We start from the raw sequence: 13419 nt of genomic DNA on the forward strand, positions 1-13419 counted from the left end.
TGATCCGCTTTTTTCCACCAGGTTGCGGCGGATATTGCCGATCCATGTTGCCCGAGTCCAGCCGCCGCGCAAGCGCGCCGATGCCGTGACCGGTTTGCGCGGCGATGCGGCAATGACTAGCTTGCAAGAACCAGCTTGATTGTGAGGCCACGCGCGAGCGCGTGACATTGAACTTTCGGAGTGCCGGATGGCGGAACTGAAGGCCGACGTTCTGGTTTTGGGCGCAGGCATGGTTGGCGTTGGTGCCGCGCTGCACCTGCAAAAAAGGGGCAGGGACGTGGTCCTGATCGACCGGCACGAGCTTGCCGGCGAAGAAACCAGTTACGGCAACGGCGGCCTGATCGAGTGTGCCTCGGTTTTTCCCTATATGTTCCCGCGGGACGCCGGCCAGATCCTGCGCTATGCGCTGCTGCGCGCACCGCAGGTGCGCTATCATTTTTCGGATTTACCGGTCTTCCTGCCGTGGCTTGTGCGCTATTTCCTCGCGTCTTCGCCGGAGCGTGCGCTGCACAGTGCGATGGCCGAACTGCCGCTGATCCAGCGCAGCCTGATCGAGCACGAGGTGCTGATCGAGGAAGCCAATGTTCCAGAGTTGTTGCGGCGGACCGGCTGGATCAAACTGTTTCGGTCCAATGCGACGCTTGCGACGGCGGTGAGTGAACTGGAGCGCGCCCGGCAACATGGCGTCGCGGGCGAGGTTCTCGACGCTGCGGCGATTGCTGCGCGCGAGCCGCATCTGACCGGCGCGTTCGCAGGTGCCGTCCATTTTCCCGCCCCCGGATTCGTGCCGGACCCCGGCGGCCTCGCCAAGGCCTATGCGGCCTTGTTCGGCCGCAAGGGCGGGCGATATCTGGTCGGCGATGCGCGAACGCTCGAACAATCCGGCACACGTTGGCGGCTGGCGACGCTGGAAGGCACGATCACCGCGCGCGAAGTCGTGGTCGCGATGGGACCGTGGTCCGATCAGATTTTTGCCCCGCTCGGCTATTCGATCCCGCTGGCGGTCAAGCGCGGCTATCATTTGCATCTGAAGGCGAGCGGCAATGCGGTGTTGCATCATCCGGTGCTCGACGTCGACAACGGCTTTCTGCTGGCGCCGATGAACCGCGGCATTCGCATCACCACCGGCGCCGAGTTCGCCCGCCGCGATGCGCCGCCGACGCCGGTCCAGGTCGAGCGGGCCCTGCCGCGGGCGCATGCGCTGTTCCCGCTGGGCGCGCCGGTCGACGCCAGGCCCTGGATGGGCGCGCGGCCCTGTTTGCCGGATATGCTGCCGGTGATCGGCAAGGCGCCCCGCCATAGCGGGCTCTGGTTCGATTTCGGCCATCAGCACCACGGCCTGACGCTCGGACCGGCGACCGGGCGCCTGCTGGCCGAAATGATGACCGGAGAGACCCCGTTTGCCGACGTCAGGCCGTTTGCGGTCGAACGCTTTGGTTGACCATATCGGACGATTGAGGGGGGCCAGAGGCAGCGGTTGTCCTTGCGCGATCAGGGCCATAGCGGTGATACTAAGGTGCGCATCAAAAGGAGCGGTCAATGAAAGTTAACGTTGAAATAGATTGCACGCCGCTCGAGGCCCGGCAGTTTATCGGCCTGCCGGACGTGCAGCCGATGCAGACGGCGGTGATGGACAAGATGCAACAGCAGATGATGGCGAACATCGAAAAGGTTTCGCCGGAATCGCTGATTCAAAGCTGGTTCACCTTCGATCCCAAGATCGCCGAGCGCTTTCAGGACATGTTCGTGACCATGGCGGGTCTCGGCGGCATGGCCAAGAAGGACAAGAAATAGTGGCCGCAACCGACGGCCGCGAAGCGGCGGGAGAACAGAGGCTCCAGGCGCCGGGCCTGTTCCTGATGCTGGCCGAGGCGCGGAGCATCTTTGAGCTGAATTCGAGCCTGCTGCTTTCGCCGCTATTGTTGCGCGCCCCGAGAGGCGACGGGCATCCGGTGCTGGCGCTGCCGGGCTTTCTCGCCAGCGACCTGTCGATGGCGCCGATGCGGCGCTATCTGAAGGAGCTCGGCTACGACACCTACGCCTGGAACATGGGCCGCAACCTTGGCGGGGTCGCCTCCAAGCGCGGCGCGCTGCGCGACCTGCTGCAGCGAATTCACGAAACCACAGGACGCAAGGTCAGCGTCGTCGGCTGGAGTCTCGGCGGCGTCTACGCGCGCGATCTGGCGCTGCAGATGCCGGACCTGGTCCGCTCCGTGATTACGCTCGGCAGTCCGTTTACCAGCGACATCAGGGCGACCAACGCCACGCGGCTCTATGAGGCGCTGTCGGGCGAGGGGATCGACGACAACCCGGAAATCCAGAAGGCCATTGCCGGCGACCTGCCGGTCCCGGCCACCTCAATCTATTCCCGCACCGACGGGATCGTGAACTGGCATACCTGTCACTTGAACCCGTCGGCAACCGCCGAAAATATCGAGGTGTATCTGGCAAGCCATGTCGGGCTCGGCGTCAACCCGGCCGCCCTCTGGGCCGTGGCCGATCGTCTGGCGCAAGCCGAGGGCGAATTTAAGCAATTTGACCGATCAGGGCCGTTTGCCATTGCATATGCGCCCCCGGAAAATGCACAATCTTGATTAGCGCCCTGATATCAGGGACGGTCTGACAACGCCCAGAAGCGCCACCTAAGGCGCCGCGTTTATTGTAGCGGAGGAAAACATGGCGGACGCCAGGAAACTGTCATCGATGGACGCGTCGTTTCTGTATCTGGAAACGCCGGAAATGCCGATGCATGTCGGGAGCATGGCGATTTTCCGCCTGCCCGACAACTACAACGGCAACTTCTTCGAGGAATTCAAGGCGATGATTTCCTCGCGGCTGCACATCGCGCCGATCCTCAAGAGCCGACTGGAAAAGGCGCCGCTCGATATCGATCACCCCTCCTGGGTCGAGGACGACCAGTTCGATATCGACCGACACATTTTCCGCGGCAGCCTGCCGGCGCCGTATGACCGCGCGACGCTGGAGCGCATCGTCGGCTGGATGCATGCCAAGCTGCTCAACCGCGCCCGTCCGCTCTGGGAGTTCTATGTCTTCGAGGGCATGAAGGACAACGAGATCGGGCTGTATTCCAAGATGCACCATGCCTGCATCGACGGCGGCGCGGGGGCCGCGCTGACGAACATGATCTACGACATCACGCCGGTGCCGCGCGAGGTCGAGAAGCCGGTTCCGCAGGCCAAGGGCGGCAACGAGGCCCGCGACATCGCGGCCAACCTGATCGATTCCTACCAGCAGCTCTGGCGCCAGCCGTTCGACGGCTCGTCCACGCCCAAGAGCATCGACCTGCCGCGCTCGGGAAAGAGCGACCTCGGCTCGATCCTGTTCGACAACGCCATGTTCCAGATCGAGAGCGCGGTTAAGTTCGCCGGCAGCATCCCGACCATGCTCAAGAGCGTGTCCGAGGTGGTCGGCAAGATCTCCGATCCGAAATCGCGCGACAGCATTGCCAGCATGGCGTCGCCCTCGACCATCCTGAACAAGACGATTTCCTCGGAACGCAGTTTTGCCGGCACCTCGATCTCGCTGTCGCGCGCCAAAGCGCTCGCCAAGCAGTCCGGCGGCAAATTGAACGACGTGGTGCTGGCGCTGTCCTCCGGCGTGGTCCGGCGCTATCTGCTGGAGCGCGGCGCGCTGCCGGCCAAGTCGTTGACCGCCGCGGTGCCGATTTCGCTGCGCGAGGAGGGCAATACCGATAGCAACAACCAGGTGTTCGGCATGATCTGCTCGATCGCCACCAACATCGAGAATCCCAAGGAGCGGCTGGAGGCGATCATCGCGCAATCCACCAAGTCCAAGGAGATGTCGCATCCGCTGCGGGCCCTGATGCCGCAGGTGTCGAATATTTCGATGCTGGGGGCGCCGATCCTGGTCCAGATTCTGGCGCTGCTCTACAGCCGATCGAATCTCTCCGACGTGCTGCCGCCGGCCGCCAACATCACGGTCTCCAACGTGCCGGGACCGCGGCAAACGCTGTATGCCGCCGGCGCGGAATTGCTGCATATCTTCCCGGTGTCGATCTCGACCCATGGGCTTGCACTCAACATCACCGTGCAGAGCTACCGCGACCAGCTCGATTTCGGCTTCATCGCCGGCGCCAACATCATTCCCCATGTCCAGGTTTTGTGCGACATGCTTCCGCTCGAATTTGAAGCGCTGGAGAAGGCGTTCGCGCCGCCGCCGAACATCACCAGCGCGGCCGAATAGGGTTTGACGATGATCGAGATGCCGCCGCTGCAATTCGCCCAGGTGAACGGGATTCGCATGGGCTATTACGAGGCGGGACCGAAGACCGACACGCCTCCGGTCGTGCTGTGCCACGGCTGGCCGGAAATGGCGTTTTCCTGGCGCCATCAGCTTAAAGCGCTGAGCGCGGCCGGCATTCGCGTGATCGCGCCGGATCAGCGCGGCTATGGCGCGACCGACCGGCCCGAGCCGGTCGAGGCCTACGACATGGAGCATCTGACCGGCGATCTTGTCGGCCTGCTCGATCATCTCAAGATCGACAAGGCAATCTTCGTCGGCCACGACTGGGGCGGGTTCATCGTCTGGCAGATGCCGCTGCGGCACATCGACCGCGTCGCCGGCGTGGTTGGCGTCAACACCCCGCATTACGATCGATCGCCAGCCGACCCGATCGCGCTGATGCGCCGGCGCTTCGGCGACCACATGTACATCGTCCAGTTCCAGGACCCGGCGCGCGAACCGGACCGGATCTTCGGTAGCCGGGTCGAGCAGACGTTCGACGCTTTCATGCGCAAGCCGGCGCCGCGTCCCGCGGATGCGCCGGCCGAGGAGCCGATCGCCGGCGTCGGCGCATCAGCCCGGCTCAATTTGGCGTTCCCGCAGATGATCGCGAATTACGACGCCAAGCATGATCCGCGCACGCCGATCCTGACGGCGGAAGAGAAGAAGATGTTCGTCGACACCTTCACCAGAACCGGCTTCACCGGCGGCATCAACTGGTATCGCAATTTTACCCGCAACTGGGAGCGGTCGGCCGGGCTCGACCATACCGTCCGCGTGCCGTCGCTGATGATCATGGCCGAGCTCGACGCGGTGCTGCCGCCGTCGGCTGCCGACGGCATGGAAAAGATCATTCCCGACCTGGAAAAATACCTGGTGCGGGGCAGCGGCCATTGGACGCAGCAGGAAAAGCCGGAAGAGGTCAGCGCCAAGCTGATCGAATGGCGTAGAAAGCGGTTTGGGTGAGGCATTAGCTACTCGTCTCTCATGCGGTCATTCCGGGGTGATGCGAAGCATCGAACCCGGAATCTCGAGATTCCGGGTCTGGTCCTTCGGACCATCTCGGAATGACGGTACGAGTTTAGCATTTCGGCAGGAGACAACTTCGCAATGGCTTCCCCCAACAAGCTCGATCCGATCCCGCATCCGCCGAAAAAGCCTGTCGTCGGCAACATGCTGTCGCTGGACTCGAACGCACCGGTGCAGGATCTGGTGCGGCTGACCAAGGAGCTGGGGCCGATCTTCTGGCTCGACATGATGGGCGCGCCGCTCGTCATCGTCTCCGGCCACGACCTCATCGACGAGCTCTCCGACGAAAAGCGTTTCGACAAGGCGGTGCGCGGTTCGCTGCGCCGGGTCCGCGCCGTCGGCGGCGATGGCCTGTTCACCGCCGATACCAACGAGCCGAACTGGAGCAAGGCGCACAACATCCTGATGCAGCCGTTCGGCAACCGCGCGATGACTTCCTATCACGCAAGCATGGTCGATATCGCCGAGCAACTGGTGAAGAAGTGGGAGCGGCTCAACGGCGACGAGGAGATCGACGTCGTCCACGACATGACCGCGCTGACGCTCGATACCATCGGCCTGTGCGGCTTCGACTACCGCTTCAATTCGTTCTACCGCCGCGACTACCATCCGTTCGTGGAATCGCTGGTGCGTTCGCTCGAGACCATCATGATGACCCGCGGCCTACCGCTGGAGGGCCTGTGGCTGCAGAAGCGCCGTCGCGACCTCGCCCAGGACGTCGCCTTCATGAACAAGATGGTCGACGAGATCATCGCCGAGCGCCGCGGCAACGCCGAGGCGGCCGAGGGCAAGAAGGACATGCTCGGCGCCATGATGACTGGCGTCGACCGCGCCACCGGCGAACAGCTCGACGACATCAACATCCGCTACCAGATCAACACCTTTCTGATCGCGGGCCACGAGACCACCAGCGGGCTATTGTCGTGCACGCTCTACGCGCTGCTGAAACATCCTGAAGTGCTCAAGAAGGCCTATGAGGAAGTCGACCGGGTGCTCGGTCCCGACGTTGACGCGCGCCCGACCTACCAGCAGGTCACGCAGCTCACCTACATCACGCAGATCCTGAAAGAGGCGCTGCGGCTGTGGCCGCCGGCGCCGGCCTATGGCATCGCGCCGCTCAAGGATGAGACCCTCGGCGGCAAATACAAGCTGCGAAAAAATACCTTCATCACCGTGCTGGTCATGGCGCTGCACCGCGATCCCAGCGTCTGGGGACCGAACCCGGACAAGTTTGATCCGGAAAATTTCAGCAAGGAGGCCGAAGCCAAGCGGCCGATCAACGCCTGGAAGCCGTTCGGCAACGGTCAGCGCGCCTGCATCGGGCGCGGCTTTGCGATGCACGAGGCGGCGCTGGCGATCGGCATGATCCTGCAGCGATTCAAGCTGATCGATATCCATCGTTATCAGATGCATCTGAAGGAAACGCTGACGATCAAGCCAGACGGCTTCAAGATCAAGGTTCGTCCGCGTAACGACAAGGAGCGCGGTGCGTTCGCCGGTCGCGCCGCCGTCGCAGCAGCCGCCTCGAACGCCGCGGCGCCGCAGGCCCGCACACGTCCGGGTCACAACACGCCGTTGTTGGTGCTCTATGGATCCAACCTCGGCACTGCGGAGGAGCTTGCGACGCGCGTTGCAGACCTGGCCGAGGTCAACGGTTTTGCCACCACGCTGGCGCCGCTCGACGACTATGCCGGCAAGTTGCCGGAGCAGGGCGGCGTACTGATCTTCTGTGCCTCCTACAATGGCGCAGCCCCTGATAACGCCACCCAGTTCGTCAAATGGTTGGGCGGCGACTTGCCGAAGGACGCCTTCGCCAAGGTGCGCTACGCCGTGTTCGGCTGCGGCAACAGCGACTGGGCCGCGACCTACCAGTCGGTGCCGCGCATCATCGACGAGCAATTGTCCGCGCATGGCGCGCGCAGCGTCTATGGCCGCGGCGAGGGCGATGCCCGTAGCGATCTCGATGGTCAGTTCGAAAAATGGTTTGCGGCGCTGGGTCCGGCGGCGGCCAAGGAATTCGGCCTGGCGTCGAACATCACCCGCAGCGCCGACGATGCGCCGTTGTACGCGATCGAACCGGTGGCGCCGTCGGCGGTCAACACCATCGTTGCGGCCGGCGGCGTTTCGCCGATGAAGGTGCAGGCCAATTCCGAACTGCAGAACAAGAGCGGGGCTCATCCGTCGGATCGCTCGACCCGTCATATCGAGGTGCAGTTGCCGGCCGGCGTCGGCTACCGCGTCGGCGACCATCTCAGCGTGGTGCCGCGCAATGATCCGGCTTTGGTCGATTCCGTCGCGCGTCGCTTCGGTTTCCTCCCCGCGGACCAGATCCGCCTGCAGGTCGCCGAAGGCCGCCGCGCGCAATTGCCGGTCGGCGACGCCGTTTCGGTCGGGCGCCTGTTGACCGAGTTCGTTGAATTGCAGCAGGTGGCGACCCGCAAGCAGATCCAGATCATGTCGGAGCACACGCGCTGCCCGATGACCAAACCCAAACTGCTGGCCTATGTCGGCGACGACGACGCATCCGCCGAGCGCTACCGCAGCGAGGTGCTGGGAAAACGCAAATCGGTATTCGACCTGCTGGAGGAATATCCGGCCTGTGAACTGCCGTTTCACGCCTATCTCGAAATGCTGTCGCTGCTGGCGCCCCGTTACTATTCGATCTCGTCCTCGCCGTCGGGCGATGGCTCGCGCTGCAGCGTCACGGTCGGTGTCGTCGAGGCGCCCGCCAGTTCCGGTCGCGGCGTTTATAAGGGAGTCTGCTCCAACTATCTCGCCGGCCGCAGGGTTAACGACACCATCCACGCCACCATTCGCGAAACCAAGGCCGGCTTCCGCCTGCCGGATGACGCGGCCGTGCCCGTGATCATGATCGGCCCCGGTACCGGTCTGGCGCCGTTCCGCGGTTTCCTGCAGGAGCGTGCGCATCAAAAGGCGCAAGGCGCGAAGCTGGGCCCGGCGATGCTGTTCTTCGGCTGCCGGCATCCCGAGCAGGACTATCTCTATGCGGACGAACTGAAGGGGTTTGCGGCCAGCGGCGTCACCGAACTCCACACCGCGTTCTCGCGCGCCGATGGCCCCAAGACTTATGTGCAGCACCTGGTCGCGGCGCAAAAGGACCGCGTCTGGAACCTGATCGAGCAGGGCGCGATCATCTATGTCTGTGGCGACGGCGGCAGGATGGAGCCGGACGTCAAGGCCGCGCTGGTCGCGATCTACCGCGAACGCTCCGGCGCCGACGCGGATGCCGGTGCGCGCTGGATCGACGAACTCGGAACTGGGAATCGCTACGTGCTGGACGTGTGGGCGGGCGGGTAGCCTGTCTTCGTAGGGTGGGCAAAGCGTAGCGTGCCCACCATTCGCGATCACGATCTGGATAGATGGTGGGCACGGCGCAAGCGCGCCTTTGCCCACCCTACGCACTCGTTGGCCGGGACGACGGGGGCCGTGCTAATACCCACCCATGATTCCCTGGGAAAAACTCGACACTACGCGCATTCCCGGCACCGACGGGGAGCTGCGCCTGATGCGGCGCGGCACCGAGTTCTCCATCATGCTCGGCACCAACGAATTGATGAATAGCCGTCTGTCGGGTTCCGAAGCGGCGCTTGCAACGCTCGCGGCGAAGAAGATCGAATCAGTCAAAAATCCGCATTTGCTGATCGGCGGATTGGGCATGGGCTTTACGCTCCGTGCTGCGCTCGGTGTGCTCGGCACAAAGGCGCGCATCGTGGTGGCGGAACTGGTGCCATCAGTCGTCGCTTGGGCGCGCGGTCCGATGGCGGTGATCTTTGGCGACAGCCTGAACGATCCGCGCGTCAGCATTCGCGAGATGGATGTCACTAAAATCATTCAATCGAGCCGCACGACATTCGATGCGATTCTTCTTGATGTCGACAACGGGCCGGAAGGCCTGACCCGGCAGGCCAATGACGGGCTCTATGACTCAAGCGGGTTGGGAGCGGCATACGCGGCGCTGCGGCCGGGCGGCGTACTGGCGGTTTGGTCTTCGGGACCGAACCCGGCATTCGCGAAGCGGCTTCGCGGCGCCGGTTTCGACGTCAACGAAGTCAACGTCCGCGCCACCGGCAGGGGCGGCGGGGCGCGTCACATCATCTGGATCGCGGTGAGGGCGTAAGCTGGTTGCTACGCTGCCTTCTTCGCCGCCCCATGTGCGTGATCGGCAATCGCGCCGATGATCTGCGGCCACATCGGGATCGGCAGCGCGTGGCCCATGCCTTCGATCATCAGCAGTTTCGCGCCGGGGATCGAGGCGGCGGTATCCTTGCCGCCTTCGGGACGCACCAGCGGATCGACGGTGCCGTGAATGACCAGCGTCAGCGCCGTCACCGAACGCAGCCGTTCCTTGCGGCTGCCGGAGGCGAGCACCGCCCGCAACTGCCGGCCGACGCCGGCCGGGTTGAGGCCGCGCTCGAAGGTGCGCGCGGCGCGCGCGGGATCGAGCGCCTCGTCTTCAGGGAACGAGCCGACCCGCAGCACTTTCCAGGTCTTGGCGAAGCGTTCGAAATATTCCTCCTTGGTGGCGGGCGGCGGCGCCATCAGCATGGCGGCGGCCTCCCGCGTCGGCGGCGGAATCTTCGGGTTACCCGTGGTCGACATGATCGAGGTCAGCGAGCGCACCCGCTGCGGAAACGAGATCGCGACTTCCTGGGCGATCATGCCGCCCATCGATGCGCCGACCAGGTGCGCCGTCTTGATGCCGAGCACATCCATCAGGCCGACGGTGTCCTTGGCCATGTCGATCAGCCGGTAGGGGGCGGCGACCGGGATTTTCAGGAACCGCAGCTTGAGCAGTTCGACCGGGCTCAGGCGCTTGCCGCCGCTCATTCTGGAAGACTTGCCGATGTCGCGGTTATCGAAACGGATGACGCGAAAGCCGCGCGCGGCGAGCTGGCGGCAGAACTCGTCGTCCCAATGGATCATCTGGGCGCCGAGCCCCATGATCAGCAGCAGCGGTTCCGCGGCCGGATCGCCGAAAATCTCGTAGCAGAGGTCGATGCCATTGGCGCGGGCGATTTGCGGCGGTTGATGGGCGAGCGCGTTCACGTGCGTTGATCCCTCGGGTGGTACCGTGATGAGGGACCTTGTATGGCACGGTTTCCCGCACTGCAGAAGGCTTTGTCATGCTCCCGGTTGACCGAACAGCCGCAACGGTGTGGTATGGCATGATAATAGTCGAGGCGTGGCAAAGCGCTCGTAGTCACATGGAGGGCGCCAATGGCCGACAAGGGCAACGATCCTGCCGTGATCTGGCAGACCATGATCGGGGAGATGGAAAAGGGGTTCAACTCCTTCGCCAATCAGGCGATGGCGTCGCCCGAGTTTTCCAGGGTGATGAATCAGGTCGGCGGCGTCTCGGCTGGCGCGCAGAAGCAGCTTGGCGAACTGATGGAGAAATATCTCCTCGCCATGAACTTGCCGAGCCGGGCCCAGATGGTCGGCATGGCCGAACGCATCCAGTCGATCGAAGGCCAGCTCAACGAGATCAAGGCGCTGCTGCAGCAGGTACACCATAATTCGCTGGCGCCCGAAGGCGGCTACGGTGCGTCCCGGCCGCCGCGCACCAAACGTCCACCGTCGGAGGGAGAGCAAAAATGAACGCTCCCGCAGGCCTCGATCTGGCGTCGATCCCGGAACGGATCCAGTCCGAAGTGCAGCGCGCGATCCAGCGCAGCATCAAGGGCGTCGAATATATTGCGTCGTCGGGCCCGGTGCTCGGCTCGACGCCAAAGGATATCCTGGCCGTTCGCGGCACCATGAATCTCTACCACTACCGCCCGATGGCGGACGAAATCTACCGCGTGCCGATCCTGATCGTGATGGCGACCACCAACCGCGGCTACATTCTCGACATGGTGCCCGGCCAGAGCTTCGTCGAATTTCTCTTAAAGCGCGGCTACGACGTCTATATGCTGGACTGGACCGCGCCGAAGCCCGAGGAAAAAAGTCTGGGGATGGAGGACTACGTCCTCGATTTCATTCCGGACTGCATCCGCCGCGTGCAGCAGGATTCCGGCGAGCAGGATGTCAGCGTGATCGGCTATTGCTTCGGCGGCGTGCTGTCGCTGCTGTACGGCTCGATCTTCCACGATGGGCCGATGAAGAACCTGATCTGCTTCACCACGCCGATCGATTTCCGCGAGATGAAGCTGTTCTCGAATTTCGCGGACCGGCGCTATTTCGACGTCGACAGACTGGTGGACAGCGTTGGCAACGTGCCGGGCGACATGATCATGACGTCGTTCGACATGCTGCGACCGGCGTCGCGCGCCGCAAGCCAGGTGCATTTGTGGGAAAACATCTGGAACGACGAGTATGTCAAAGGCTACCGGATGATGGATCGCTGGGGCTCGGACACCTTGCCGCTCGCCGGCGAATACTTCCGCACCATCACCAAGGATCTGATGTGGGACAACAAGCTGTTCAACGACACCATGTCGGTCGGCGGGCGCGCCGCTGACATTTCAAAGATCAAGGTGCCGATCCTCCATGCGGTCGCCGAGCACGATCACATCGTGCCGTATGAGGCGGCCAAGCATCTGATCACCAAGGTCGGCTCGTCCGACAAGGAAGAAGTGATGCTCAAGGGCGGTCACGTCAGCCTCGTCGCCGGGCCCAACGCCATCAAGCGGCTGTGGCCCAAACTGGACAACTGGTTAGGTAAGAGATCGACATGAGTGAAACACGTTCCTATCCGCGCCACGTCAAGACCGACGCCGGCGACATTGAATTCCGCCTGATGTCGCGCAGCGACGAAGCGGCGGTGCTGGCCTTCGCGCAGAAACTGCCGACCCATGATCTGCTGTTCCTGCCGCGCAATATCAGCCAGCCGAAGGTGTTGTCGGCCTGGGTCAACGAGATCGAGCGCGGCGCCATCACCAGTCTGCTGGCGCTGAAGGCCGGGACGGTGGTCGGCTGCGGCACGCTGGTCTGCGATCCCTATTCCTGGTCGCCCCATGTTGGGGGCTTGCGGATGGTGGTGTCGAAGGACGTCCGCGGGCAGGGCGTCGGCCGCGCTTTGTCGCAGGAGACCTTTGCCCTGGCGCTCGGCTCGGGCCTGGAAAGGCTCACCGTGCAGATGACGGTCGACCAGCAGGCGGCGATCGCGCTGTTCGAGAGCCTCGGCTTCAAGGCCGAAGCGCTGTTGCGGGATCATGTTCGGGACGTCGACGGCAAGAAGCACGACATCGTCGTGCTCGGGCACAATGTGGCGCAGGTCCGGGCCCAGATGGAAGCTTATGGGTTGCCGGGAGCGGTCCAGCACTGACCTTCGTATCTTGACGCGTTTTCTTCACGCGAACCGGGGGCCACTTCGCTCGAAAACGCTATAGTTGCCCCAATCCAAAATCGCGAAAACAACCCCATGCACCGTAGCAGGGTTGTGCCTGGCATTAGCCTAAAGTGGAACTTTCGCCGGTTCGCTGGGCAGCCCGCCCAATAATCCATCTTATCACGGATTCGTGATATCGCGGTGCAACATTGATATTGCGCCGCACCATTAACTATGGCACAACGATCTCGCCCCGGGCCACACCGGACGGGGTGAGCCCATAGCTCAAACCTGAGGATGGAGAGACCCCCATGACCACCGAAACCAATTCCGTGCTGAACACCGTCAAGGAAGCCTTCGCGCCCGTCACCGAGGCGTTCACCAAGCTCCAGAACCTGGAAGTTCCGGAAGCTGCCCGTGAGTTCGTGAAGAAGCAGGCCGAGACCGCCAAGGTTCGCGCCGCCGACTTCCACGCCGGTTCCGAGAAGGTGACCGCCGCGATCGAAACCGCTGCTGCCGGTTCGGTCTCCGAAGTCGCCAAGATCAGCCGCAACATCCAGCAGGCGCTCTATCAGGACGCGGAAGCGTTCTTCGCCGGCATCGACAAGCTCGCTTCGGCCAAGTCGCTGAGCGAAGCCGCCCAGATCCAGTCGGACCTGGTCCGTGCACGTGGCGAAGTTCTCGTCTCGCGCGCCAAGGCCTCGACCGAGTATCTCGGCAAGCTCGTCGCCGACAGTGCCAAGACCGCTCAGGACAACTTCTCGAAGGTCTACACCAAGACCGCCTGATCGCGATCAGCCTGACAACTGCCGTTTTGGAAGGCCCGCTTAGGCGGG

Annotated in this window: 12 protein-coding genes; 11 read left to right on the forward strand and 1 reads right to left on the reverse strand. The window is 63.4% G+C overall.

Going from position 1 to position 13419, the window contains the following annotated elements; genetic code table 11:
* Positions 1 to 187 precede the first annotated feature (187 nt).
* The 7 genes from BLS26_RS29305 to BLS26_RS29335 all read left to right on the forward strand — a co-directional run bounded on the left by BLS26_RS29305 (position 188) and on the right by BLS26_RS29335 (position 9430).
* Positions 188 to 1441, forward strand: a complete 1254-nt coding sequence (locus tag BLS26_RS29305) for an FAD-binding oxidoreductase (RefSeq protein WP_092515978.1) — start codon at positions 188 to 190, stop codon at positions 1439 to 1441.
* A 98-nt stretch (positions 1442 to 1539) separates the two neighbouring features.
* Positions 1540 to 1794 carry a DUF6489 family protein gene (locus tag BLS26_RS29310; RefSeq protein WP_092515979.1) on the forward strand — a complete coding sequence of 85 codons (255 nt, stop codon included), beginning with the start codon at positions 1540 to 1542 and terminating at the stop codon, positions 1792 to 1794.
* Positions 1791 to 2594 carry an alpha/beta fold hydrolase gene (locus BLS26_RS29315; protein WP_092518755.1) on the forward strand — a complete coding sequence of 268 codons (804 nt, stop codon included), beginning with the start codon at positions 1791 to 1793 and terminating at the stop codon, positions 2592 to 2594. Before BLS26_RS29310 ends, BLS26_RS29315 begins: the two co-directional genes overlap by 4 nt.
* A gap of 82 nt (positions 2595 to 2676) precedes the next feature.
* Positions 2677 to 4224, forward strand: a complete 1548-nt coding sequence (locus BLS26_RS29320) for a wax ester/triacylglycerol synthase family O-acyltransferase (protein WP_092515980.1) — start codon at positions 2677 to 2679, stop codon at positions 4222 to 4224.
* A 9-nt stretch (positions 4225 to 4233) separates the two neighbouring features.
* Positions 4234 to 5229, forward strand: coding sequence for an alpha/beta fold hydrolase (locus BLS26_RS29325; RefSeq protein ID WP_092515981.1), 996 nt, complete (start codon positions 4234 to 4236; stop codon positions 5227 to 5229).
* A gap of 144 nt (positions 5230 to 5373) precedes the next feature.
* Positions 5374 to 8610: a bifunctional cytochrome P450/NADPH--P450 reductase gene (locus tag BLS26_RS29330; RefSeq protein WP_092515982.1), complete on the forward strand. Its 3237-nt coding sequence runs from the start codon at positions 5374 to 5376 to the stop codon at positions 8608 to 8610.
* 145 nt (positions 8611 to 8755) lie between these two features.
* Positions 8756 to 9430, forward strand: coding sequence for a spermidine synthase (locus BLS26_RS29335; RefSeq protein WP_092515983.1), 675 nt, complete (start codon positions 8756 to 8758; stop codon positions 9428 to 9430).
* An 8-nt stretch (positions 9431 to 9438) separates the two neighbouring features.
* Here the strand turns inward: BLS26_RS29335 and BLS26_RS29340 are convergent, their stop codons facing one another.
* Complete coding sequence (locus BLS26_RS29340) at positions 9439 to 10359, reverse strand: alpha/beta fold hydrolase (RefSeq protein ID WP_092515984.1); 921 nt, start codon at positions 10357 to 10359, stop codon at positions 9439 to 9441.
* Between the two features lie 171 nt (positions 10360 to 10530).
* Between BLS26_RS29340 and BLS26_RS29345 the strand changes: the two genes are divergently transcribed.
* The 4 genes from BLS26_RS29345 to BLS26_RS29360 all read left to right on the forward strand — a co-directional run bounded on the left by BLS26_RS29345 (position 10531) and on the right by BLS26_RS29360 (position 13371).
* A complete protein-coding gene (locus tag BLS26_RS29345; RefSeq protein WP_092515985.1) occupies positions 10531 to 10911 on the forward strand; it encodes a hypothetical protein in 381 nt (126 codons plus the stop codon).
* A complete protein-coding gene (locus BLS26_RS29350; protein WP_092515986.1) occupies positions 10908 to 11990 on the forward strand; it encodes an alpha/beta hydrolase in 1083 nt (360 codons plus the stop codon). The genes BLS26_RS29345 and BLS26_RS29350 overlap by 4 nt, the downstream gene beginning before the upstream one ends.
* Entirely contained in the window at positions 11987 to 12580 is a 594-nt protein-coding gene (locus BLS26_RS29355; RefSeq protein ID WP_092515987.1) for a GNAT family N-acetyltransferase, read from the forward strand. The genes BLS26_RS29350 and BLS26_RS29355 overlap by 4 nt, the downstream gene beginning before the upstream one ends.
* A 314-nt stretch (positions 12581 to 12894) precedes the next feature.
* Complete coding sequence (locus BLS26_RS29360) at positions 12895 to 13371, forward strand: phasin (RefSeq protein ID WP_092515988.1); 477 nt, start codon at positions 12895 to 12897, stop codon at positions 13369 to 13371.
* The last annotated feature ends 48 nt before the right edge of the window (positions 13372 to 13419 follow it).

Origin of the sequence: Afipia sp. GAS231, from assembly GCF_900103365.1 — a bacterium.
GTDB lineage: Bacteria > Pseudomonadota > Alphaproteobacteria > Rhizobiales > Xanthobacteraceae > Bradyrhizobium.

Excerpts from the sequence above, each read along its gene's own strand:
- BLS26_RS29320 (WP_092515980.1), top strand. The coding sequence starts at position 2,677 with ATGGCGGACGCCAGGAAACTGTCATCGATGGACGCGTCGTTTCTGTAT.
- BLS26_RS29335 (WP_092515983.1), top strand. The coding sequence starts at position 8,756 with ATGATTCCCTGGGAAAAACTCGACACTACGCGCATTCCCGGCACCGAC.
- BLS26_RS29355 (WP_092515987.1), top strand. The coding sequence starts at position 11,987 with ATGAGTGAAACACGTTCCTATCCGCGCCACGTCAAGACCGACGCCGGC.
- BLS26_RS29325 (WP_092515981.1), top strand. The coding sequence starts at position 4,234 with ATGATCGAGATGCCGCCGCTGCAATTCGCCCAGGTGAACGGGATTCGC.
- BLS26_RS29310 (WP_092515979.1), top strand. The coding sequence starts at position 1,540 with ATGAAAGTTAACGTTGAAATAGATTGCACGCCGCTCGAGGCCCGGCAG.
- BLS26_RS29345 (WP_092515985.1), top strand. The coding sequence starts at position 10,531 with ATGGCCGACAAGGGCAACGATCCTGCCGTGATCTGGCAGACCATGATC.
- BLS26_RS29360 (WP_092515988.1), top strand. The coding sequence starts at position 12,895 with ATGACCACCGAAACCAATTCCGTGCTGAACACCGTCAAGGAAGCCTTC.
- BLS26_RS29350 (WP_092515986.1), top strand. The coding sequence starts at position 10,908 with ATGAACGCTCCCGCAGGCCTCGATCTGGCGTCGATCCCGGAACGGATC.
- BLS26_RS29305 (WP_092515978.1), top strand. The coding sequence starts at position 188 with ATGGCGGAACTGAAGGCCGACGTTCTGGTTTTGGGCGCAGGCATGGTT.
- BLS26_RS29330 (WP_092515982.1), top strand. The coding sequence starts at position 5,374 with ATGGCTTCCCCCAACAAGCTCGATCCGATCCCGCATCCGCCGAAAAAG.